Below are 22,029 nucleotides of genomic sequence, written 5' to 3' on the forward strand. Positions count from 1 at the left end.
CGCTCGACGCAGGCGCGATATCAGAGGACACGAGGCATGCATGGACAGGCCGTAGACGACCTTGCGCTGATGCGCGAGGTGGCGCAGCGCCACGAACGTTTGTTGAAGGTGGCGCTGGGCTGGCGCAAGGACCATCCAGGGTTCACCTTCGCATTGCGCACGCGCGACAACCCCAAGCGCAACCGTCTCGAAGCCGGCTACTGGTTCCAGGGCAACGAGTACTACTTGTTCTTCGCCCCGTTCAAGCTCAGCGACTCGAACAACAAGACCCGCACCATCGGTCTGGTGTTCTCGCTGAAGAACGGCCAGATCCGCAAGGCTTACATCGAGATCGTCTACGGCAGCATCCAAGACCCGGTGTTGTGCCGGGTGCACGAGCGCCTGCTGCAGGCGCTGGGCATGGAAGTGACCCCGCGCAAGGAATGCAAGAAGACGATCCCGGCCTCGTCGCCGGAAGAGGCTTTCGTCTACTTCATGAACCATGTCTACCCGGTTGCGCAGCAGATCATCGCCGACGAAGGCGTGGAAGGGCGGTTCTTCATCACCCAGGAGGAATTCGAATCGGCGATGGAACGGCTGCCGCGTGGGCGCCGCCGTCCGCGGCCGCCGTCCACGCTCGTGGACCTGTGGAAGCCGCAGCCCCCGGCGAGCGTCGTGCCGGTGGCGCAGCCACGGACCAAGGCGGTCAACACCATCTATTACGGGCCGCCCGGCACCGGCAAGACCCGCAAATACGAGGAACTGCGCAGCGATCCGCGTTACCGCACCGAAGCGCAGGTGCTGTCGGCCGACGCCCGCGACGAGCGGCGCGTCGGCTCGGCGCCGTGGCATGCCGTCATCGCCGCGGCGCTGCTCGATCTCGGCGGCGCGGCGCGGGTGCCGCAGCTGCGCGCGCATGCCTGGATCGAGGCTTCTGCGCGGCTGCGCGGACGTACCCGCAACCTGAAGGAAACTCTATGGGGGCAATTGCAGTCGCACGCCCCCTTGGACTCGGCGACCGTGCGCACCAGCGCCCGCACCGGTGCGGTGTTGTTCGACAAGGACGCGGACTCGGTCTGGCGCTTGCTGCCGCAGTGGCGCGATAACGCGCCGGACCTGGCCGAGGCCGTCGACGCCATCGTCGACGGCCTCGACTTTCAGCAGCAGGCCAACGTGGCCGAGTCGCGCCTGAGCCTGGTGACCTTCCACCCGAGTTATTCCTACGAGGACTTCGTCGAGGGCATCCGGCCGGTGCCGGCCGACAGCGACGACGGGCGCGTCGAGTTCCGGGTCCAGCCCGGCTTGTTCAAGGAGCTCTGCCGCGTCGCTCATCTGCATCCGCAGCAGCGCTACGCCTTGTTCATCGACGAGATCAATCGCGCCAACCTGGCCAAGGTGTTCGGTGAGTTGATCGCTTTGATCGAACCCGACAAGCGGGTGACCGCCGGCGCCGAGCCGGGCGAAGGTAGTGGCCTGTGGGTGCAACTGCCGGCCAGCCACGAATTGTTCGGGGTGCCGGACAACCTCGACCTATACGCGACCATGAACACCGCCGACCGTTCGATCGCACTGATGGACCTGGCCCTGCGGCGGCGGTTCCGCTTCGAGGAGACGCCACCGCTGCCGGAAGAGATCAAGGGCGGCGACGGCGACGGCGGCGTGATCGCCGATGGGGTGCGCGTGGACCTGCCGCTGTTGCTGCGCAAGCTCAACCAGCGCATCGAGTACCTGCTCGACCGCGACCACTGCATCGGCCACGCCTATTTTCTCGACGTTCATTCGCTCGACGATCTGCGCAACTGTTTCCGCGACCGCATCATCCCCCTGCTGCAGGAGTACTTCTTCGACGACTGGGGCCGTATCCAGCGCGTGCTCGGCAGTATGGGCAAGGCCGATCACTCGCCCTTCGTCGAGGCGCTGGACGTGGATGCGATCGATCTGTTCGGCGTGCACGTATCCGACCTGCCGCGCATTCCGCGTTATCGCATCGAACTGACCGACGCCTCGCAGAACTGGTCGGCGGCCGATTTCCGCAGCCTGTACTCACAGGGCGACGAGGACATCGACGACGACGAGGCCGAACTCGAGGACGGAGCCGAGCCGTGAACCCCGCGTTGAGGGCCTTCGAGCACACGCCGGTGCCGATCACGGCCCTGCCGACCGCGAACAGTCTCGGCCTCGACGAGGTCGAGCGCCTGGAAGCGATCTGCCTGCTGCGGCCGGGGCTGTGCGAATTCGGACGGAGCACGGTGCGTTTCGCCCAATACTGCGGCGTGCTGTGCATCGGCGAGCGCATCCTGGAAATCCTGCCCAAAACGGACCGCATCGACCGCGGCCCCGCGGATGCGGCGCCGGCCCACGACATGCTGCTGCGGATGTTGCGAGTGGTGCACGACCTGCCGTCGCCGCCGCTCGGCTCCGGTTCGCACGATCTGATCCGCTCGCCGCTGATCGAATTGTTCGCCGGGCGTTTCCTCGCCGAGACCATGCGCTTGGTCAAGGCCGGGCTGCTGAAGTCCTATGTGTCGCGCTCCGAAAATTCGCCGACGGTGCGCGGCCGCATCGACTGGTCCCGACACCTGCGCGCCAATGCGGGCCGCCAGGATCGTGCCTGGTGCGAGTTCGACGAACTCACCCACGACGTCGCGGTGAATCGGGTGCTCGTGCTCGCCCTGCTGCATCTGCGCGACTGGCTGGTCGCGCCGACGTCGATCCGGCTGTGGCATGAGCTGATGGCCGCGTTCGACGGCATCGCGCCGGCGCGTCGCGACGAGATCGAGCGGTTGTGCCTGGACCGCCAGAGTCGCCGCTATGCCGCGGCCTTGAAGTGGGCGCGCTGGATCATCGAGGGCTTGTCGCCTTCGCTGCGCGCCGGCGCTGCCACGGCGCCGGCGCTGCTGTTCGACATGAACCAGCTGTTCGAGCGTTACGTCGCGATCAAGCTGGCCCGGCAGGCGCCGCCCGGTTGGGTGGTCGAGTGCCAGCACGACGACCGGCATTTGGCCCGGGTCCTGGTCGGCGAGCAGGGCTCGAGCCCGGCCTACCGGCTCAAGCCGGACCTGCTGGTGCGTCGCGCCGACCGCATCGTGATGATCGCCGACACCAAGTGGAAGCGGCTGGAACGCGACCGCTACGGCAAGATCCGCCCGTCCACCGACGACATGTACCAACTCAACGCCTATGCCACCGCGTTCCAGGAATGCGGCGAGCTGGCGCTGATCTATCCCTGTTTCGACGGTCTGGCCGCGGACACCCTGGAGACGACGATGCGCTACGAACTGGCCGGCTCGATCGGACCGCGCTCGCGGCGCGTGCACGTGGCCGCGGTCGACCTCATGGACGACGTGCTGCGGGTGCGGGTCGGTTCGAGCGGCGACGTGCTGCGCAGGTTGGCGGCATGAGCGCGAACGACAAGCCTTATTCTCCCTCCTGCGACCGCAACCGCGATCCGATCCTCGCGGTGTTGCGCGAGCATTTCGCCGGGCGCCGGCGGGTGCTGGAGATCGGCAGCGGCACCGGCCAGCACGCGGTGTATTTCGCCGCGGCCTTGCCGTCGTTGAGCTGGCAATGCTCCGACCGCGCCGAGTACCTGCCCGGCATCGGGCTGTGGCTGGACGAGGCGGCGTTACCGAATACGCCGGCCGCGGTCGAGCTGGACGTGGCATCGCCGCGGTGGCCGGGCGAGGCGGACGGGGCGCGTTTCGATGCGGCGTTCAGCGCCAACAGCCTGCACATCATGGGCTGGGCCCAGGTCGAGGCCTTCTTTCGCGGGCTCGACCGGGTGCTGGCGGCGGATGCGACGGTCGCGGTCTACGGGCCGTTCAATTACCGCGGCGAGTTCAGCAGCGACAGCAACCGCGAATTCGATGCCTGGTTGAAGGCACGCGACCCGCAGTCGGGGGTGCGCGATTTCGAGGCGGTCGATGCCTTGGCCGCGGCTGTCGGGTTGCGTTTGTTCGTCGATCAGGCGATGCCGGCCAATAACCGTTGCCTGGTGTGGCGCCGGTCGCCGCCGCACAATGCCTGACCCTTCGGCTTCCCGACTCCGGCCATGATGCCTCGTCTGCCTTGCCTGGCCCTGCTGCCGTTGTTGCTGCTCTTGCCGGGTTGCAGCCGCGAGCCGGCGCCGCCCGAAGCCGAAGCGCAGACAGCGGACGCGCCCTGGCGGGTTTCGGCCTGGCCCTTGCGGATCGACGCGGCGGCGGCTCAACCTGATTTGATCGCGACGCCGGATGGGCGGGTGTGGTTGTCGTGGATCACCGGCGAGGCCGGCAAATACGCCCTGCGCTACGCGGTCGCCGAACCCGACGGCCGTTGGCCACAGCCGCCGCGCTCGATCGCCGTGGGCCAGGACTGGTTCGTCAATTGGGCCGATACGCCGCATCTCGCGGTCAGCGCCGACGGCGCGGTGTGGGCGCATTGGCTGCAGAAATCGGCGCAGGCGCCGTATGCCTACGATGTGGTGTTGGTGCGTTCGGCCAACGGCAGCGCGCCATGGTCGGCGCCGCTCAAGGTCAATACCGACGGCGGCCAGAGCGAGCACGGCTTCGTCTCGATCTGGCCCGACGGCGCCGATGCGGTCGGCGTGGCCTGGCTGGATGGCCGCCACAGCAACAGCGGCGAGGCCGGCCATGGCGGCGGTCACGGCGGCGGTTCTGGTGCGATGAGCCTGCGCAGTGTGCGCGTAGGCGCCAACCTGCATCGCTTCGACGAAGTCGAACTCGACACGATGACCTGCGATTGCTGCCAGACCGATGCGGCGATGACCGCGCGCGGCCCGCTGCTGGTCTATCGCGATCGCAGCGAGGGTGAGGTGCGCGACATCGCCGTCACCCGCCGCGACGAGCGCGGTTGGACCGCTCCGAAGCCGGTCCACGCCGATGGCTGGGTGATGCCGGCCTGCCCGGTCAACGGTCCTTCGGTCAGCGCGCGCGGCGAGGCGGCCGTGGTGGCCTGGTACACCGCCGCCGGCGACGTGCCGACGGTGCAGGCGGCCTACAGCCGCGACGCCGGCGATCGCTTCGCTGCGCCGCTCGTGCTCGACCGCGGCGAACAGGTGCAGGGGCGGGTCGAAACCGCATTGAGCGCCGATGCGGCCTGGGTGCTGTGGTTGCGTGAGGACCGCAGCGGCCAGAGCCTGCAACTCGCGCGCCTGGCGCCGGATCTGTCGCACGAGCGTCAGCGCATCGAAGTCGCGCGCCTGCAGGGCCGCGGCCGCGGCACCGGGTTCGCGCAGATGGCGGTGACCGGCGAGGCGGTGTATGTGGTCTGGACCGACTATGTCGGCCGCGAGGCGGTCTTGCGCGGCGTGCGGCTTCAGCCCGAGGCGACGGTGCTCAGCAAGGGCGAGTCGAACATCGCCGCCGGCGAGATCACCGGTTCGGCCAGCGGCACGCGCTCGCCGTAACGTTCGCGCAGTTTGGCCTTCACCGCTGGGTCGTCGAGCTTGAAGCTGCGCAGCGGCTGCAGCGTGCCGATGCGCACGCCCAGGGCGCGGTCGTACATCTTCCAGACCAGCTCCGAGCAGTAGATGCGCTGGTCCGACCACTCGAACGCCAGGTCGTAACGGCGGCCGCGGAAGGCTTCCGCCGCGCCGCGCAGTTTCGTCGCCTGCTGCGCCGTCAACGGTGTGCGCAAGCGCTTGAGCACGTAGTGGCCGCCGCTGCCGCGGGCGATCCAACGCTGCAAGGGGGTGTAGGTGACCGGGTCGATGGCCTCGAACACGTAGGGCTGGCCGTCGCGGTGCAGGATCACACCCATGTGGCTGTAGCGCGAGCCGGTCGCGCGCTGGATCGCCTGGCTCTGCGAAGAGCGCGAGACGTGGAAGATCACGTCGCCGTCGCGGACCTGCGGCGGTCGCGCGTCGGCGCAGCCGCTGGCGGACGCGCCGAGCAACGCGGACAGCAGGCCGCAGGCGAGGAGGCGGAGTTTCATGCGGCCGGCGTCAATCGGCCTGCGCCGGTGCGGTCGAGAACAGCCGCAGTTCCTTGGCGTCCTCGCTCATGCGCACCATGCCCTCGAAGCGCAGGCCCAGCCGCTCCAGCACCTTGATCGAGGGTTGGTTGGCGGGATCGGTGATCGCCAGCACCCGCGACAGCGCCAACGCCTCGCGCGCATGGCGCAGCACTGCCTCGCCGGATTCCAGGGCATAGCCGCGCGACCAGTGGCGCGGCAGGAAGGCGTAGCCCAGGTCGGGGTCGGGCAGGGTCTCGCGCCGCAGCAGGCCGCACATGCCGATGGCTTCGCCGCTGTCGCGCAGCTCGACCCGCCACAGGCCGTAGCCGTTGCGGGCGTAGCTCTGCGCCGGGCCGTCGAGGATGTAGCGCACGGCGCCGTCCAGATCGCGCACGCCGCGGTCGCCGATGTTGTCGATGAAGGACGGCTCGTTGAGCAGTTCGAGGATGAAGCCGGCATCGTCCGGCGTCAGTTCGCGCAACAGCAGGCGTTCGGTCGGGATAACGGTCGTGGACGGCGTCTTGGGCGGCATCGGCGGCATCGGGTTCGCTGGAGTGCGGCGCGCTCGTCGCGGCGCCGGGGTCGGTGCACGATACGCCAGCCCGCGGCGTCCGCGCAGCATCGGAACGCGCCGGCGTTTGCGCTACGCTGCCGGGCCACGCATCGGCATGCCACGGCAATGAATTCCACGGACGCGGCCCACGAGATCCACCCGGTTTCGGACGAGAAGCGGCGCGCGGTGCTGGCCGCCCTCGCCGCGGTCGAACGCGAGCACGACGTGCGCATCGTCTACGCCTGCGAGTCCGGCAGCCGCGGCTGGGGGTTTTCCTCGCCAGACAGCGACTACGACGCCCGCTTCGTCTATGTCCATCGCCGGCCGTGGTACCTCACGGTCAACGAACGCACCGGCCTGGGCGAGCCGCAGCGCGACGTGATCGAGCTGCCGATCGACGACGAGCTCGACGTCAGCGGCTGGGACCTGCGCAAGGTGCTGCGGTTGCTGTCGAAGTCCAACCCGACCCTGTTGGAGTGGTTGCGCTCGCCGATCGTCTACCGCGAGGACGGCGTGCTCAGCGCCGGATTGCGTGCCCTGGCCGATGAGTTCTATTCGCCGATCGCCGCCTGGCACCACTACTTCAGCCTGGCCCACGGCACCTTCCGCGCCCACCTGGGCGGCGACGCCATCCGCACCAAGAAATACCTGTACGTGCTGCGCCCGGTCCTGGCCTGCCAGTGGATCGAGCGCGAGCAGGGACCGCCGCCGATGGCGTTCGAGGATTTGTTGGAGCGGCTGCTGCCCGACGGCGAGGTGCGCGAGGCGGTCGAGGCCTTGTTGGCGCGCAAACGCCGCAGCGCCGAGGTCGCGGCAGGGCCGCGCGTGCCGGCGATCAGCGACTTCCTCGCCGCCGAGCTGGAACGCATGCAGGCCTTGGGGCAGTCGCTGCCGGCGGCCAGCGGGCGGGCGGAACGGCTCGACGAGTTTTTTCGGTCGGCCTTGGTGGATTAGGCGAGGCTGCTAGGGGGCGCCGGCGGTCGAGGGTTCGCGGTCGCGGCTTGTGCCGCTCCTACCCTTGCCGACGCCGCTTCTGGGTAGGAGCGGCGCGAGCCGCGACCGCGTCAAGGCGACGACGGCGCAGGCTTCGGTACTCGAACTGCCGCCCCGCCGTCCTAATTCGACAACTGCAACGACTGCTGCAAAGGCTCGATCGTGCCCTCGCCGCGCATGACCTTCTTGTACTCGGCGCGCGAGACCGACACGTAGCGGTCGTTGCCGCCGATCTCGACCTGCGGCCCGTCCTGCACGGCGCGGCCGGCTTCGTCCACGCGCACGGTCATGGTGGCCTTCTTGCCGGAATGGCAGATGGTCTTGATCTCGGTCAGCTCGTCGGCCCAGGCCAACAGGTATTGGCTGCCTTCGAACAGTTCGCCGCGGAAGTCGGTGCGCAGGCCGTAGCAGAGCACCGGGATGCGCAGGGCGTCGACGATCTCGCTGAGTTGCCAGACCTGCGAGCGGCTCAGGAACTGGGCTTCGTCGACCAGCACGCAGTGCAGTTGCCCCTGCGCGGCGATGTCGGCGCGGATCAGCTGTTCCAGGTCGGCATCGTGGTCGAAGGCGACGGCGTCGGCGCGTAGGCCGATCCGCGAGGCCACCGTGCCGCTGCCGGCGCGGTCGTCCAGACGCGGGGTCAGGATCGCCACGCGCATGCCGCGCTCCTGGTAGTTGTGCGCCGACTGCAGCAGGGTCGTGGTCTTGCCGGCGTTCATCGCCGAATAATAGAAATAGAGCTTGGCCATGGCCGCAGTTTAGGGCGCGTCGCGGCGCCGCCACAGACTTGACGTGCGGCGCGCGAGCGCCGAAGACGCGGTCTGGCCTGTTCAGTCGACGCCGGAAGCCCTGCCGACCGCATCAACGCGGACGCGGCGGGTCCTTGGGGTCGACCTTGTCCTTCGGTTCGCTTTCGGCGGGTGGCGGCAGGACGGCGCCTTCCGGGTTCATCGCCTCGACGTCGCCGACGTTGACCGTGCCGCCGAGTTTCAGCTTCCACAGGCGGTCCTGGCGTTGCCAGTAGTGCTCGGCGTTCCAGTTGGCCTCGGCGTACAGCCCGCCGGTCAGGGCGACCGCGCCGGAGGCGTCGCGCTGCCCCGCCAGCACGCCGACGTCGGTGCCGATGTGGCTGCCGGTGATCTGGTTGCGCAGGCGTTGCAGGCGGCGGGCGTAGCGCGGCTTGACCGTCGGGTCGCCGTAGGCCCGGTACAGCGCCGGGCCTTGTTCGAGCGCGCGTTGGCGCTCGGCCGCACTCAACGCGGCCCAGTAGCGTTCGCGCAGGCCGACCAGGTCGCGATAGCCGCGCTCGGCGGCGAGGTCCATCCACACGTAGGCCAGGGCGCGGTCGGCCGCCACGCCTTCGCCCTTCCAGTACATCTCCGCGACCAGTCCCTGCGCGGGCTTGTCGCCGAAATAGCTGGCACGGCGAAAATGATCGAGGGCGACGGCGTGATGTCCGCGCCGATACGACTGCAGGCCGAGCTGGCGGTATTCGACGTCGGGATGCAGGTGCATGTAGCCGACGTCGGCCAGGGCCGCATCGGCGGCCGGGTCGGGACCGATTGGCGCTTGCGTCGCGGCCGAAGTCGAGCCCGTCGCCAACCAGGCGGCGAACAGACAAAAGATCAGACGTCCTGTCACGGCATGCGCTCCGATGTTCGCACCGTGCGGAGGCCCGGCGCGGCGGCGAGGGTAGCAAGCCCGGGCGAAGGACGCAGCGTCGGCCTCCGCTTCAGGGGCGCTGGCTGCTCATGATCTTTTCCAGCGTGCCGACCTCGACGTTGCCGCCGCTTTGCCAGACCGCGTCCTCGACCGCCCAGTAGCGGCGGGTGTCGAGGCGCCAGTCGGCGTACATCGGGCGCAGGTCGAGCGAGTCGCTGGGGTCGAAAAGGCTCGAGCCGCCGCGCGAGGCGAACACCAGCAGGTTGCCGGTGGTCAGGCCGGCCGGGCTGCCGGTGATGCGGCTGCGGGCGCGCGCGACTTGGCGCTCCATGCGCGGCTTGGCGACCTCGTCGGCGTATTCGTCGAAGATCGCCACGCCCTGCCGCAAGGCGCGTTGGCGCTCGCCTTCGTCGAGCTCCTGCCACATCTTCTCGCGCAGCACTACGAACTGCGGGTAGCTGCGCTCGGCGGCGAGGTCGGCCCAGGCATAGGCGAGGGCGCGGTCGTGCGGCACGCCGAGGCCGTGCCAGTACATCAGGCTGAGCCGATGCTGCGAATACTTGTCGGCATAACGCGCGGCGCGGCGGAAGAAGCGCGAGGCGTCCTGCCATTGCCCGCGGCCGGCCGCGTCGGTGCCGTACAAGCGCCACAGCTCGTTGGGATGGGTCGCCGACATGCGCTGGCGGGCGTCGAAATCGCGGTGGCCGATGCGGTCGGTCTCGGCGCTGGCCAATTGCTCCGGCGTCGCCTCGGCCGGCGTGGCGGTGGCCCGGTCGGCGGCGGATGCAGAGCCGGCCAGGGCGGCCAGGGCCAGCCCGGCGCTAGCCAGCAAGGCGACGAGACCACGTTCCATGGCGACCTCCGACGAGGGCCCGGCGCGGTCCGGGCCTGCGGCGCCTAGCCTACTCCAGCCGCCCGGTCCGGGCGCGGGCGTGGCGGTTAGACTGTGCGGCCTGACCGGCCCTTGCCGGCGATCCGACATTCCATGCACGGTCTCAATCCCCCCCAACGCGCCGCCGTTCTGAACACCGAAGGGCCGCTGCTCGTGCTCGCCGGCGCCGGCAGCGGCAAGACCCGCGTCATCGTCGAGAAGATCGCCCACCTGATCGCGTCCGGCCGCATGCCGGCCAAGCGCATCGCCGCGATCACCTTCACCAACAAGTCCGCCAAGGAAATGCGCGAGCGCGTGGCCAAGCGGATCCGGGGCGACGGCGCCGACGGCCTGACCATCTGCACCTTCCACGCGCTGGGGCTGAAGTTCCTCCAGTTCGAACACGCCAAGCTCGGCCTGCGTCGCGGCTTCAGCGTGTTCGACAGCGACGACAGCAACGCCCAGATCAAGGACCTGCTGCCGGCCGGCAGCAAGCCCGACGTGATCGACGAGATGCGCAACCTGATCTCGCGCGCCAAGAACTCCGGCCTGTCGCCCGCCGAAGCCATGCGCGAGTCGCGCAGCGCGCGCGAGATCGAGGCGGCGACGGTGTACGAGATGTACCAGGCGCGCTTGACCACCTTCAACGCGGTCGACTTCGACGACCTGATCCGCTTGCCGGTGCAGTTGCTCGAAGCCGACCACGAGGTGCAGTTGGCCTGGCGCGAACGCATCGGCTACCTGCTGGTCGACGAGTGCCAGGACACCAACGACGCCCAGTACCGCTTGCTCAAGGCCCTGGCCGGCCCGCGCGGCCTGTTCACCTGCGTGGGCGACGACGACCAGTCGATCTACGCCTGGCGCGGCGCCAACCCCGACAACCTGCTGGAACTGGGCAAGGACTATCCGAGCCTGGAGATCATCAAGCTCGAACAGAACTACCGCTGCAGCAACCGCGTGTTGCGCGCGGCCAATGCGTTGATCGCCAACAACCCGCACGAACATCCCAAGACCCTGTGGAGCGACCAGGCCGACGGCGAGCGCATCCGCGTCTGGGAATGCCGCGACAGCGCCCACGAGGCCGAGAAGGTCGCCGCCGAAATCCAGTACCTGGCGCAGAAGAACCAGGCGATGTGGGCCGATTTCTGCATCCTGTTCCGCGGCAATCACCAAAGCCGCGCGCTGGAGAAGGCGCTGCAATTGTTGCGGGTGCCCTATCACCTGAGCGGCGGCACCGCGTTCCTGGAGCGCGGCGAGGTCAAGGACGCGCTGTCCTGGCTGCGCCTGATCGCCAACCCCGACGACGACGCGGCCTTCCTGCGCGCGGTGACCTCGCCCAAGCGCGAAGTCGGCGCGACCACTCTGGCCAAGTTGGCCGAGATGGCCCAGCACGCGCAGTTGCCGATGTCGCGCATGGCCGAATCGATCAACGCGATCAAACAGCTCAGCCCGCGCGCCGGCACCGCGCTCGACGGCTTCGTGCAGATCGTGCGTTTCCTGCGCGACGAAGCGCAGCGCATCAGCCCCGGTGAACTGGTCGGCGTGCTGGCCGAACGCAGCGGCCTGCTGGCTTCGATCCGCGCCCAGTGCAAGGACGAAGCTTCGTTCCAGCGGCGCAAGGAAAACCTCGGCGAACTGTCGGGCTGGTTCGACGGCGGCAAGGGCGCGGGCCCGGGCGAGCTGGCCGCGCAGCTGGCCTTGCTGTCGCATGCCGACAAGGGCGAGGCCGGCAACCAGGTGCGGCTGATGAGCCTGCACGCGGCCAAGGGCCTGGAATTCCGTTACGTGTTCATCGTCGGCGTCGAAGACGGCAACCTGCCGCACGACGCCAGCCTCGACGAAGGCCGTCTCGACGAAGAGCGGCGCCTGATGTACGTGGGCATCACCCGCGCCAAGGAAGCGTTGTACCTGTCGCATGCGCGCGAAACCCAGCGCTGGGGCGAACGCATCCGCCTCAAGCCGAGCCGCTTCATCGACGAACTGCCGCCGGCCGAACTGCAGCGCGACGGCGCCGACCCGGTCGCGGATGCGGCGCGCAAGCACGAGCGCGCGAACGCGGGCTTTGCGGCGATCAAGGCGTTGCTGGAGAACGGCTGAGCGGGATTTCGGGTTGGGCGGGCTCTGCAGCAGACAAGGGCAAATCCCCCCTGCCCCCCCTTTTTCAAAGGGGGGAATAGTTCGGCTGGGATTGGATGTGGCGCAGGCAGTTGCCACAACGCCTGCGCCAACACCAAGCCGATGTAACGCCGGAACTACAGAAGGCGCAGAACTTTGCCCCCTTTGACAAAGGGGGCGGGCGCCGGCGTTGCGCCAACGCAGCCGTGTTGGCCGCTGCGCCGGGGGATTTGCTCTTGCGCGCAACCCCCCGGCCGCCTGCGCAAACCGCAAACCGTCGCCGCGCCCCCTCGAGCCGGATCGGCTAGTCTTGCCGCACTCGTCCACGAACGCGCAACGACATGGCCCTGTTGATCAACGCCTACTCCACGCTCGCCGCGCCGCCGGCGCCGGATTTCCTCAAGGCGCCGCCCGCCTATCGCGACCGCAGCGACGCCGAACTGGTGCCGCATTTGCAGGGCTTCGTCGGTTACGTGCTCGGCACGGTCGCAGAGGGCATGGACGCGCGCACCTTCGCGGTGATCCGCCACCTGCAGCGGGTCCAGAGCCACTACAGCTTCGAGGTCGAGGACGGCGCGTTCGAGGCCTTGGCCTCGTGGGCGCAGGCCGCGAATGCGGTCTGCTTCCTGCCCGACGGCTCGGTGCGCGACCCGGACGGGCAAGTGCTGGTCAGCCAGGGCGAGCCGGCGGTCGATGCCGATTCGGCCTTGCCGTATCCGGCGGACGCGCGCGAGCGCAAGGCGCGCAGCGAAGCCGAACTGCAGGCGCTCGGTGCGAACGTACCGGCGCATCTGCCGCCGGTGCTCGGCGCCGGCGAAGTGCGTCTGCGCACGCCCGAAGAAACCATGCGGCGCATGCTGGCGCTGACCGCGGTCGCGGTGCGCGCCGAATCGCTGGGCAGCGACCCGCTGTCGACCCAGGAGATCGCACTCAAGCTCGGCCCGGGCGTCGCCGCGCTGACGCCGGCCGAACGCGCCTTCATCGATGCGGAAAAACCCGACGAGGAAACCTGGGCCAACCACGGCTGGCGCTACGAAAGCGCGGCGCTGCTGCAATGGGCGCTAGGCCTGACCGAGACGCTGCCGCCGCCGACCGCGATCTGCGACGCCGGCGAGATCGCCCTGACCGCGATCGAACATGCCGACGAAACCCACATCGCCGCGGCGCGACTGCGTCCGGTGGCGGAATTGCTCGACGCCCTCGATGCGGTCTATCGCCGTCATTGGCTGGTCCGCCAGGCTCGTCTCGACGAAAAATCGCCGCCGGCGGATCTGCATCCCAGCATCGTCTACGAGCGCCATTACGCGCTCAATTGGCTGTTGCGGTTCGACGAACAAGAGTGGGACGAGGTCGGCACGCCTACTTGAAGCGAGAAGTGAGTTAAGAGGAGTGAGTAACGAGTGGGAGTGCTGACGTCTCGCTGCTGCTTGCGGACTTCTAGTTCCTGGTTACTAATTCCTAACCTCTCTCAGACTCGGGCCAGCACCGGAATGCCTTCCCTCATCGTCCGCAACGTCACCCCCGCCGATCACCCGGCCGTACTCGCGCTCAACCTCGAATCCGAGGCCTTGATGAGCCCGCTGGATGCGCAGCGGCTCGCCGAGCTGGACCGGCAGTCGGTGTATCACCGCGTGGTCTGCGACGGCGACAGCGTGGTCGCGTTCCTGCTCGCGTTTCGCGAGGGCGCCGACTACGACAGCCCGAACTACCTGTGGTTCTCCGAGCGTTATCCGACTTTCCTGTACGTCGACCGCATCGCCGTCGCCGCCAGCCACCGCGGACGCAAGCTCGGCGGCCTGCTCTACGACGATCTGTTCGCGTTCGCCCGCGAACGCGGCTTCGCCCAGGTCGTCTGCGAGTTCTACATCGTGCCGTTCAACGAAGCCTCCAGCCGGTTCCATGCGCGCTACGGTTTCGGCGAAGTCGGCACGCAATGGGTGGCCGGCAACAGCAAGCAAGTTTCGTTGCAGGTCGCGCCGGTGCCGGCCTGAAACGGCGGCCCGGTCGCGCTGCTCAGGCTGCGCGGCCTGCCGCGATGGGGCACGATGATCGTCGAACCTCGAATCCGAAGCTCAACCTCTGGAGTGCCCATGCGCCTGGCCCTGTCGATCTCGCTGTTACTCGCCTTCGCCGCACACGGCGCCATCGCCGGCGAAGCGCGCAAGCCCGAGTTCCTGCGCTCGCCCGATCCGGCCGCGGCCAAGCTGCCGTTCTCCGAAGCCGTGCGCAGCGGCGACCTGCTGTTCCTGTCGGGTCAGATAGGCACCGTGCCCGGCGGCGACAACGCGCTGGCCAAGGGCGGCATCGCCGCCGAAGCCGAACAGACCCTGCGCAACATCCGCCAGGTGCTCGAACGCCACGGCGCTTCGATGAGCGACGTCGTCAAATGCACGGTGTTCCTGGCCGACATCGCCGAATGGCCGGCCTTCAACGAGGTCTATCGCAAGCATTTCAGCGCGCCGTTCCCGGCCCGCAGCGCCTTGGCCGCGTCGGGGCTCGCCCTGGGCGCGAAGGTGGAAGTCGAATGCATCGCCCAGGCGCCGCCGCGCGCGCGCCGCTGATCGGCCGGACGCTTGCTTGCGGGCCGCTGGCGCAAGCCTGCGTTGCGCCCTGAAGCGGCGCGGTCGGGCCGGCAATCGACAGGGTTTTGCCGCGGGGCCTACACTCCCCGCCTTCCCACGACCGAGCGCCCGCGCATGCAGACCCGCGTCTTGCCCCTGACCGTCCTCGCCTGCGCGCTCGCCCTGAGCGCCTGCAAGCCGGCGGCCCCGCCGGCCGCGCCGGCGCCCGCGGCCCCGGCCGAGACGAAGGCCGCCGCGGCCGCCGCGCCGGCCGCGTCCAGCGCCGACGACAACCTCAACGCGGTGCTGTGGATGCAGCGCTCGGTCGAATACCGCGCCGCGACCGAAACGGTCTACCGCGCCGCCGCGGACAAGCTCGACACCGCGCTCAAGCAGCCCAACTGGGACGCGCTGGTGCCCGACGAACGCGGCAACCCGGTCAAGGGCCTCAAGCCGGCCGTGGTCATGGACGTCGACGAAACCGTGCTCGACAACTCGCCCTACCAGGCGCGCCTGGTGCGCGACGGCAAGGAATACGACGAGGTCACCTGGGACGCCTGGGTCGCCGAGAAAAAGGCCAAGCCGCTGCCGGGCGTGGTCGATTTCGCCAAGGCCGCGCAGGCCAAGGGCATCACGATTCTGTATCTGTCCAACCGCGCCGTGCACTTGAAGGAGGCCACCTTGGCCAATCTGCGCAGCGCCGGTTTGCCGGTCGCCGACGATCAGGTTTTTCTCGGCCTGGGCACGGTGGTCGAAGGCTGCGAACAAAACGGCAGCGAGAAGAACTGCCGCCGCTTGTTGGCCGGGCGCCAGTACCGCGTGCTGATGCAGTTCGGCGATCAGCTCGGCGACTTCGTCCAGGTCGTCGCCAACACCCCGGAAGGCCGCGACGCCTTGCTGCAGCAGTACCACGACTGGTTCGGCGAACGTTGGTGGATGCTGCCGAACCCGAGCTACGGCTCGTGGGAAGCGATGACCTTCAACAACGACTTCAGCCAGCCGCGCGACACCCGCCGCCAGGCCAAGCGCGCCGCGCTCGATCTGGCGCCGTGACCGCAGTCTCAGGCGTACTGGCGAATATCGGTCGATAAAAATCAATAAGTTACATCGTAATACTTCAGGTGTTGCATTAACTTTGGCGCGGCGTTAGGCTGCGCCCATCCCGGTGCCAGCCGGGGCCATGCCACAACTCGTAATCTTCCGGCGCAAGCCGGTTTGAAGGAGGCCTCGCGCCTCCTTTTTCTTTTTCCTTGATGCACTTTTGCGGTCACGCATCGCGAAGTGCCTGCCTCGCGATCGACAGACGACGCGATCAGTAGGTCACCGTCACCGTGATGGTGTCGCTGTAGCTGCCGATGCTCGGCGCTTGCGCACCGACGCGGCCGTAGACCGGCAGCGATTGCGACGTGCCGGTACCGGTGCCGGTCAAGGTGTCGCTGCCGAGGGTGTTGCCCCAGCGCAGCGTGCGCGGGCTGTTGCGATACAACTCGTAGACCACGAACTGGCCGGCGCCGTTGCGCATGCGTCGGGTCGCGCCGCTGGCGTAGAGGCCGTTGTTGAGGCCGATCTGCCAGGCGGTGCGGCCGCTGCAGACCAGGCCGATCGAGGTGGTCTGGTCGACGTTCGAGGTGATCGGCCCCGGCACGTTGCCGAAGGCCATGTTGGGCACGGGCTTGGGCGTCAGCGTGCAGCTGTCCGGCACCGAGCCGTTGACGGTGAAGGGGAATTGGCTGGAGGTGCCGAGATCCCCTCCAGCGGTGCATGAGGTCGGCATCGTTGCGCCGCCGAGGATCGTAGGTTCGTCGTAGCGGAACTCGATCAGCGTATCGGCGGCGGCGGTGAATCGGTTGGTGTAAGTGCCGGCGTTGAGACCAGTCTGGGCAGGAATGCGGCCGTACAGGGTTGCAGTACGAGTCTGGTTTCCGCCAAGGACTGGCACGGGATAGTCGAATTGCAGCAGCACCGGATTAGGCACGGTAGCATTGCCGCGCGAGCCCCATATCGCAGTGCGCGCGGCGTCGGTATAGAGCTGCATGCTCATCGGATCGTTAAAAGTGTTGATCAGGCGGCGCGGGTTGAGCGTGCCGCCACCGTCCGTGCCACTGCGGATGCTCACGCACATATTGACCTTGGCGTTGCCGAGCACGATCAACCCGAAGGTGTTGCAGGTTACGGAGAGGGTCGCGGTTGAATCGGTGACGCCGCCGCTCGTCGGCGCGAACGTCAGATTGGTCATCGTTCCAGTGCAGGTGGTCGTGGCCGATACAGGGCGCGCGAACAGCGACAACATCAAGGCGAGGCACAACGCAGCGAGGTGCAGGCGATTCATGGTGATACCTGCGTCTGGCAGATCAAGGGGCCGATGCGCGGCACGCCGCCGCCGGCGGGATACTCGAAACGCACGCTGCAGGGGCCGTCGGCGGTATCGACGCGCACCGTGTTGAGGTCTTGCAGGCTGTCGAGATAGGTCTCGCCGTCGTAGCCGACGACCGCGTTGCCGCCCGAATCCAGGTGCACGCGGCTGCCGACCGGCAGGGCCTGGCCTTGAGCGTCGTGCAACACCAGCACCGCGGCGCGCACTTGTTCGATGGCGAAACGCACCAGCGTGCCGGAGCGGTCCTGCGGCGTGGCCTGCACTTCGACCCGGTCCAGGCGCAGGTCGGCCGGCAGTTCCATCGGGTCGATGGCGATGCGGTTGCGTTGCCAGGCATTGAGCGGCGTGACCAGCAGCATGCCGTCGCGGTCGGTGCGGCCGATCGGGCGGTTTTCGAGCAGCACCGGCACGTCGGCGCGGCCATCGGTCGAGACCACCGCGAACGCATCGCTGACGTTGCGCGCGGCGAAGACATGGCCGCCCATCCACACCAGCGAGCCGCTCGCGCTGGCATAGCCGTAGTCGATGTCGCCCTGGCGCGCGTAGCCGAGGCTGTAGCGTCCGTACCCGGTCAGCCAGCCGGCTTCGGCCAGGCCGCCTTCCTCGCCGTCGCCGCCACGCGCCTGCAGGCGCCAGCCGAAGCCGCCGTCGCCGGGCAGCGGCCTGCTCAGGTCGAGCACGGCCTGGTCGCGGCCGCGGTTGCGTTGCAGCGAAGCGCTGAGCTGCAGGCTGCGGTCGAAGTTCATCGAGAAGCCGAGATAGAGGTTGCGGTCCTCGGAGCGGTCCAGGTTCTGGTTGTACGACAGGCTCAGCGAGGCGCCGCTCTTGAAGTTGCGGCTCCAGGTCGCGCTGGCGTAGCGGGCCGGGGTTTCGTCGCGATAGATCAGGCGCACGTAGCTCAGGCCCAGGCTGCCCAGGCGGGTGTCGTTCCAGCTCGCCACCGCGCGTTCGCTGACCCGCGCCGGGGCTTGGCCATAGCGCGAGGCGACGTCGCGGTACTCGCCATGCGTGCGTTGGGTGTCGGCGGCGATGTTGAAGCGGCCGTTGCTCCAGTTGTAGGCGGCGGCGTACAGCCAGCCGGAGTCGCTGCGGTCCTGGCCGTGCGCGAGCGAGGCGCTGAACACGCCGGCGCCGCCGAGCAACCAGATCGCGCCGAGTCCGCCGTTGACCACGCTGTCGCCGCCTTCGGCATGCGCCTCGACGGTGAACGCGTCGCTGACGCCGTAACGCAGGTCGGCGCTGGCCAGCGGTTCGCTGCCGTAGGAGAACGAACGCAATGCGTAGTCCTCGCGCGCCAGGCCCAGGCTCAGCGACCAATCCGACAGGCCCTTGGCGAGCAGTTGCTGCGCGGCATAGAACGGAAAGTCGAGTTGGCGGGTGCGGCCGAAGGCGTCGGTCACGACCAACTGCGCGTTGCCGGCGCCGGTGATGCCGGGGATGGTCGCGAGCTGGAACGGCCCCGGCGGCAGTTCGCCGCTGTATTGGCGGATGCCGTTGACGTACAGGTCCACCGCCGACGGCACCGCGACTTCGCCGACGAAGGTCGGCAGCGGGGTGGTGATGCGGTACGGCTGCAGGCCGAAGTCGCGGCCGATGCGCACGCCGCCCAGGCGCAGCGGCCGGGTCCAGTCGAGCTGGCCGCTGATCACGTCGCCGAGGCTGACGCTGATCATCGAGGCCGGCGAGGACCAGCGCCAGCTGCTGTCCAGGCGCACCGAATCGGTCCGCCGCGGTTCGTCCTCGTTGCGTTGGCTGCGGGTGACCGCGGTCTGGCTGAAGACACCGCGGCCGGCCCCGAACAGGCGCAGTTCGGCGAAGGCGCTGGTGCTGTCGCTGTGGTCGTCGCGGCTGCTGTAAAGATCGTAGTTGAACAACAGGCCGGGCGAGGCGCTGGCAGTGGGGATGTCGGTGCCCGGTGCGTTGAGGCGCGTGGTCGCCAACGACAGCAGCGACAGCGGCGCATCGATCGCCACGCGTTGCAGCGAAGCGTCGTAGCGCACGCTGACGCCGTCCAGGCTGTCGGGCGCGAGCGATTCGGCCTCGCCGCGGCCGTCGAGGACGAAGCCGATCTGGCGCAGGGTGGCGACGCTGGCGAACAAACGGCCCTCGCGCAACTCGAACGGTTGCGGCGTGCCGTAGGCGGTGTGGTTGAGGCTGACTTCGAGATAGAGCTGCAGCGGTGCGCTGGCGGCATTGCTCTCGCCGGCGCGGGCCAGGATCAACGGCGGCAGCTCCGCCGCATGGCTCGCAGGCGATGCCAGGAGCAGGCCGGCGGACATGGCTTCAGCGAGCCGGCGAGTCCAGCGCCAGCGTCCGCTCGGTCGATTCGCCATTGATCCTCGCTTTGAACGTGCCCGGACCGCGCAGCAACTCGGTCGGTGCCGCCAACGGCCAACGCATTCGCTGGCCGGCCAGGGCATAACCGAACAGGCCCGACCCGATCGCATGACGGCCTCCCTGCGCATCGACGAATACCAGATCGGCCAGCTGCGCATGCTGGCCGCCGCGGTTGTGCACGCTTAAGCGCGCTTGCTCGCCTTCGAAGCTCAGTTGCGCGCGCAGCTCGGGTGCGAGGGCCGCGTCCCCCGCCGGAGCGAGGAACACCGGGACCGAATAGCGCAGTACGAATTGCAGGCCGGCCGGGCGGTCCTGATCGCCCGGCGGCAGTTCGTCGACGATCAGCCGGTAGCTTTCTTCGGCGGCGGGCGGCGCACCGAGCCGGATCACCCGCACCAACTGCCGCGCCCCCGGCGCCAGTTCCAGCATCGGCGGGCTGATCGCCAACGCGCGCGTCGCTTCGAACCGTTCCTCGTCGTTTTCCTGGATCCAGCGATACACGCGGACCTGGGCCTGCAGCGGCTTGCTGCCGGTGTTGCTGAGCCACAGGCCGTCGGCGCTCTGCTTGGCCTGCAGAGTCAGCGAGGTGGGCGTGACCTGGAGCCCGGCCGCAACCGCCGGTGCCATCGCGAGCACGCCCCATACGGCCGCGACGGCGAGAGCGGCACGGACGGCATGCAGGAGCCGGCGGCCGCTCATCTCTCCCTGTCCGGTCAGTAGGTCACCGTGGCGGTTACCACGTCATTGTAAGTAGCAGCGGGAAAGTTGGCGCTCGGCGCCCTGCCGTAGACCGGCAGGTTCTGGGCCGCACCCGTGCCGCTGCCTGCAAGGACGTTGCCGCCGCCACCGGTGGTGCTGCCCCAGACGTCGCCGGCGCCGCGTGCGGCGGCGCGATAGAGCTGATAGGGCACTTCATTGGTGCCGTCGCTCATCGCGCGGCTGTTGACGTCGGCGCCGTTCTGGCCGTTGTCGAGTGCGATCGTATAGGCCGTGCCCGGCGTGCAGTTCACGGTCAGCTGGCCCTGCTGGTCGACGTTGGTCGCGGTCGAGGCGACCGTGCCGAAATTGACGTCGGTGGCGGCGACGGTGTGGATGTCGCAGGTGCTGGTGATGGTGATGGTGACGTCGAACTGGGTGGTGTCATCGGCGGCGTAGGCCGGCGCGATGCCGGCTACGAGGATGGCTGCGAGCAGACGGGTCGGGGAAAGACGCATGGATCGATGCTCCTGCGCTGATCGCGCTCTGACGGTCCGGCGTTTTTGCCGGATCTGCCTGTTAAGAACGCATAAAACATGCCATTCAGGGCACAGTAGTCGGACATAAACGGACACAGGGTGATCGCAGTCACGAATATGTTCTAAGGCCCATTCAGATCTATTTTTGTGATGTAAATCACGGTTTTATCGTCACGCCGAAAATGAGCGCTAGTCGACGTAATGCGTCAACTAGTGTGCTTTCTTGGTGGTGCCCGGGTGAACGGCTTGTGTCGGCCGGAGTGCGCCGCCAAGATGCCCGTCCGCGACTGGGGAGCCGCACCCGATGTCCATCGTCCGACGCGCCTGCACCGCGCTGTTGTCGACCGTTGCCCTGTTGGCGGCGGCCGGCTGCGAGCGCGAAGCGCCGCCCGCCGATCCGGTGCCGACCCTGCCGGCACAGGCCGTGACCCAGTTGGTCGCGGATCTGCGCCGCAACGACCTGGCCGCCTACGCCCGCCATGCCGTGCCGCCGCAATTGCATGCCCGCCTAGAGACGGCCTGGCGCGAAGGCCGCACGGTCTGGCCGCTGACCGAGCTGCCGCTGGACGACCGGTTCCCGAGCTTCATCGCCGCGCTGGCCGCGCAGGACGCCGAGCGCACCCTGGTCGCGACCTATCGTCGCCAGTTCGCCGGCGCCGACAAAGAATTGCATTCGGCGGCCAAGACCATGGGCCTGTTCGCGATTCAGTACGTGCGCAGTGAGGCCGGCTACAGCGACACCGAGCGCGACCACCATGCCCAGTTGATCGCGGCGATGAGCGCTTGGGCGCAGGGCGCGCCGCTGGGCGATTCGGCGCGGGCGCGGGTGGCGATTCCGCAGTTGGTATCGGCCGCGCGCGCGACCGGATTGGCGGCGCCGGACGCCTTCGCCCGCACCGGCATGGACCGCAGCCTGCGTCGGCTCGGGCCCTTCGTCGAGCGGCTCAAGCAGGTCGTGAACGGCTACGGCCTCGACCTCGACGCCGCTCTCGCCAGCGTGCAGACCAGCCTGGCCGAGCAGACCGGCGACACCGCGCGGGTGCGGGTGCGTTACGAACTCGCCGGCGAAGCGGTCGATGCCTACGTGCTGGTCGAGCGCCGCGACGGCCGCTGGTACCTCAGCGACGTGCTGCGTCACGCCGAGACCGAAGCGCAGGCACCGCCGAAGCCGACGCGGGTGGAGCCGCCGGCGGCGGCCGAAGGCAAGCCGCTACAGGCGAATGCCCCGGCCGAAGGCAAGCCGTCGCAGGCGAATGCTCCGGCCAAGGGCAAGCCGCAGCAGGCGACCGCCCCGGTCAAGGGCAAGCCGTCGCAGGCGACCGCCCCCGCCAACAGCAAACAGGCGCCAGCGACCGCTCCGGCCGCACCCGCGCCGGCGCGCTGAGCCTGGCTCC

Annotated in this window: 20 protein-coding genes; 11 read left to right on the forward strand and 9 right to left on the reverse strand. The window is 68.7% G+C overall.

Annotation, left to right across the window (positions count from 1 at the left end; all coding sequences use genetic code 11):
- Positions 1–36: 36 nt before the first annotated feature.
- The 4 genes from LC490_RS02655 to LC490_RS02670 are packed head-to-tail and all read left to right on the forward strand — an operon-like array spanning position 37 to position 5,386.
- Positions 37–2,085 (forward strand): AAA family ATPase, encoded by a 2,049-nt coding sequence (locus LC490_RS02655; protein ID WP_223619198.1) that lies wholly within the window; start codon positions 37–39, stop codon positions 2,083–2,085.
- Entirely contained in the window at positions 2,082–3,380 is a 1,299-nt protein-coding gene (locus LC490_RS02660) for an McrC family protein (RefSeq protein ID WP_223619199.1), read from the forward strand. The genes LC490_RS02655 and LC490_RS02660 overlap by 4 nt, the downstream gene beginning before the upstream one ends.
- The gene (locus tag LC490_RS02665) at positions 3,377–4,006 is read left to right on the forward strand and encodes a DUF938 domain-containing protein (RefSeq protein WP_223619200.1); all 630 of its coding nucleotides are present in this window, start codon (positions 3,377–3,379) and stop codon (positions 4,004–4,006) included. Before LC490_RS02660 ends, LC490_RS02665 begins: the two co-directional genes overlap by 4 nt.
- Positions 4,007–4,030: 24 nt before the next feature.
- Entirely contained in the window at positions 4,031–5,386 is a 1,356-nt protein-coding gene (locus LC490_RS02670; protein WP_223619201.1) for a hypothetical protein, read from the forward strand.
- On the opposite strand, the gene LC490_RS02675 is transcribed toward LC490_RS02670, so the two are convergent.
- A complete protein-coding gene (locus tag LC490_RS02675; protein ID WP_223619202.1) occupies positions 5,296–5,913 on the reverse strand; it encodes a YiiX family permuted papain-like enzyme in 618 nt (205 codons plus the stop codon). The two genes, LC490_RS02670 and LC490_RS02675, sit on opposite strands and share 91 nt — an antisense overlap.
- Before the next feature lie 10 nt (positions 5,914–5,923).
- Positions 5,924–6,466, reverse strand: a complete 543-nt coding sequence (locus LC490_RS02680; RefSeq protein ID WP_223619203.1) for a GNAT family N-acetyltransferase — start codon at positions 6,464–6,466, stop codon at positions 5,924–5,926.
- Between the two features lie 147 nt (positions 6,467–6,613).
- Here LC490_RS02680 and LC490_RS02685 point away from each other — a divergent pair, with 147 nt between their 5' ends.
- Positions 6,614–7,441: a nucleotidyltransferase domain-containing protein gene (locus LC490_RS02685; RefSeq protein WP_223619204.1), complete on the forward strand. Its 828-nt coding sequence runs from the start codon at positions 6,614–6,616 to the stop codon at positions 7,439–7,441.
- A 161-nt stretch (positions 7,442–7,602) separates the two neighbouring features.
- Here the strand turns inward: LC490_RS02685 and LC490_RS02690 are convergent, their stop codons facing one another.
- The 3 genes from LC490_RS02690 to LC490_RS02700 all read right to left on the reverse strand — a co-directional run bounded on the left by LC490_RS02690 (position 7,603) and on the right by LC490_RS02700 (position 9,995).
- A complete protein-coding gene (locus LC490_RS02690) occupies positions 7,603–8,229 on the reverse strand; it encodes a thymidine kinase (protein ID WP_031371784.1) in 627 nt (208 codons plus the stop codon).
- A 112-nt stretch (positions 8,230–8,341) separates the two neighbouring features.
- The gene (locus LC490_RS02695) at positions 8,342–9,121 is read right to left on the reverse strand and encodes a hypothetical protein (RefSeq protein ID WP_223619205.1); all 780 of its coding nucleotides are present in this window, start codon (positions 9,119–9,121) and stop codon (positions 8,342–8,344) included.
- Positions 9,122–9,212: 91 nt separating this feature from the next.
- A complete protein-coding gene (locus LC490_RS02700) occupies positions 9,213–9,995 on the reverse strand; it encodes an SEL1-like repeat protein (protein ID WP_223619206.1) in 783 nt (260 codons plus the stop codon).
- A gap of 132 nt (positions 9,996–10,127) precedes the next feature.
- Here LC490_RS02700 and LC490_RS02705 point away from each other — a divergent pair, with 132 nt between their 5' ends.
- The 5 genes from LC490_RS02705 to LC490_RS02725 all read left to right on the forward strand — a co-directional run bounded on the left by LC490_RS02705 (position 10,128) and on the right by LC490_RS02725 (position 15,742).
- On the forward strand, positions 10,128–12,110 hold the full coding sequence (locus LC490_RS02705) for a UvrD-helicase domain-containing protein (RefSeq protein ID WP_223619207.1): 1,983 nt from the start codon (positions 10,128–10,130) through the stop codon (positions 12,108–12,110).
- A 359-nt stretch (positions 12,111–12,469) separates the two neighbouring features.
- On the forward strand, positions 12,470–13,495 hold the full coding sequence (locus LC490_RS02710) for a DUF4272 domain-containing protein (protein WP_223619208.1): 1,026 nt from the start codon (positions 12,470–12,472) through the stop codon (positions 13,493–13,495).
- 123 nt (positions 13,496–13,618) lie between these two features.
- Positions 13,619–14,119 (forward strand): GNAT family N-acetyltransferase, encoded by a 501-nt coding sequence (locus LC490_RS02715; protein WP_223619209.1) that lies wholly within the window; start codon positions 13,619–13,621, stop codon positions 14,117–14,119.
- Between the two features lie 99 nt (positions 14,120–14,218).
- Positions 14,219–14,689 (forward strand): RidA family protein, encoded by a 471-nt coding sequence (locus LC490_RS02720; protein ID WP_223619210.1) that lies wholly within the window; start codon positions 14,219–14,221, stop codon positions 14,687–14,689.
- Positions 14,690–14,824: 135 nt separating this feature from the next.
- Positions 14,825–15,742 carry a 5'-nucleotidase, lipoprotein e(P4) family gene (locus tag LC490_RS02725; protein WP_223619211.1) on the forward strand — a complete coding sequence of 306 codons (918 nt, stop codon included), beginning with the start codon at positions 14,825–14,827 and terminating at the stop codon, positions 15,740–15,742.
- A gap of 259 nt (positions 15,743–16,001) precedes the next feature.
- Here LC490_RS02725 and LC490_RS02730 read toward each other — a convergent pair whose 3' ends face one another.
- From LC490_RS02730 to LC490_RS02745, 4 genes are read right to left on the reverse strand one after another with little or no spacing between them, the layout of a single operon-like run.
- Positions 16,002–17,018 carry a spore coat U domain-containing protein gene (locus tag LC490_RS02730; RefSeq protein ID WP_223619212.1) on the reverse strand — a complete coding sequence of 339 codons (1,017 nt, stop codon included), beginning with the start codon at positions 17,016–17,018 and terminating at the stop codon, positions 16,002–16,004.
- Complete coding sequence (locus tag LC490_RS02735; protein WP_223619213.1) at positions 17,015–19,342, reverse strand: fimbria/pilus outer membrane usher protein; 2,328 nt, start codon at positions 19,340–19,342, stop codon at positions 17,015–17,017. Before LC490_RS02735 ends, LC490_RS02730 begins: the two co-directional genes overlap by 4 nt.
- Positions 19,343–19,346: 4 nt before the next feature.
- Entirely contained in the window at positions 19,347–20,099 is a 753-nt protein-coding gene (locus tag LC490_RS02740; protein ID WP_223619214.1) for a molecular chaperone, read from the reverse strand.
- A gap of 14 nt (positions 20,100–20,113) precedes the next feature.
- Entirely contained in the window at positions 20,114–20,614 is a 501-nt protein-coding gene (locus tag LC490_RS02745; RefSeq protein WP_031371773.1) for a spore coat U domain-containing protein, read from the reverse strand.
- Positions 20,615–20,939: 325 nt separating this feature from the next.
- Between LC490_RS02745 and LC490_RS02750 the strand changes: the two genes are divergently transcribed.
- A complete protein-coding gene (locus LC490_RS02750) occupies positions 20,940–22,019 on the forward strand; it encodes a hypothetical protein (RefSeq protein WP_223619215.1) in 1,080 nt (359 codons plus the stop codon).
- Positions 22,020–22,029 lie beyond the last annotated feature (10 nt).

Origin of the sequence: Lysobacter sp. ESA13C (assembly GCF_019970005.1) — a bacterium.
In the GTDB taxonomy this organism is placed as follows: domain Bacteria; phylum Pseudomonadota; class Gammaproteobacteria; order Xanthomonadales; family Xanthomonadaceae; genus Lysobacter; species Lysobacter antibioticus_B.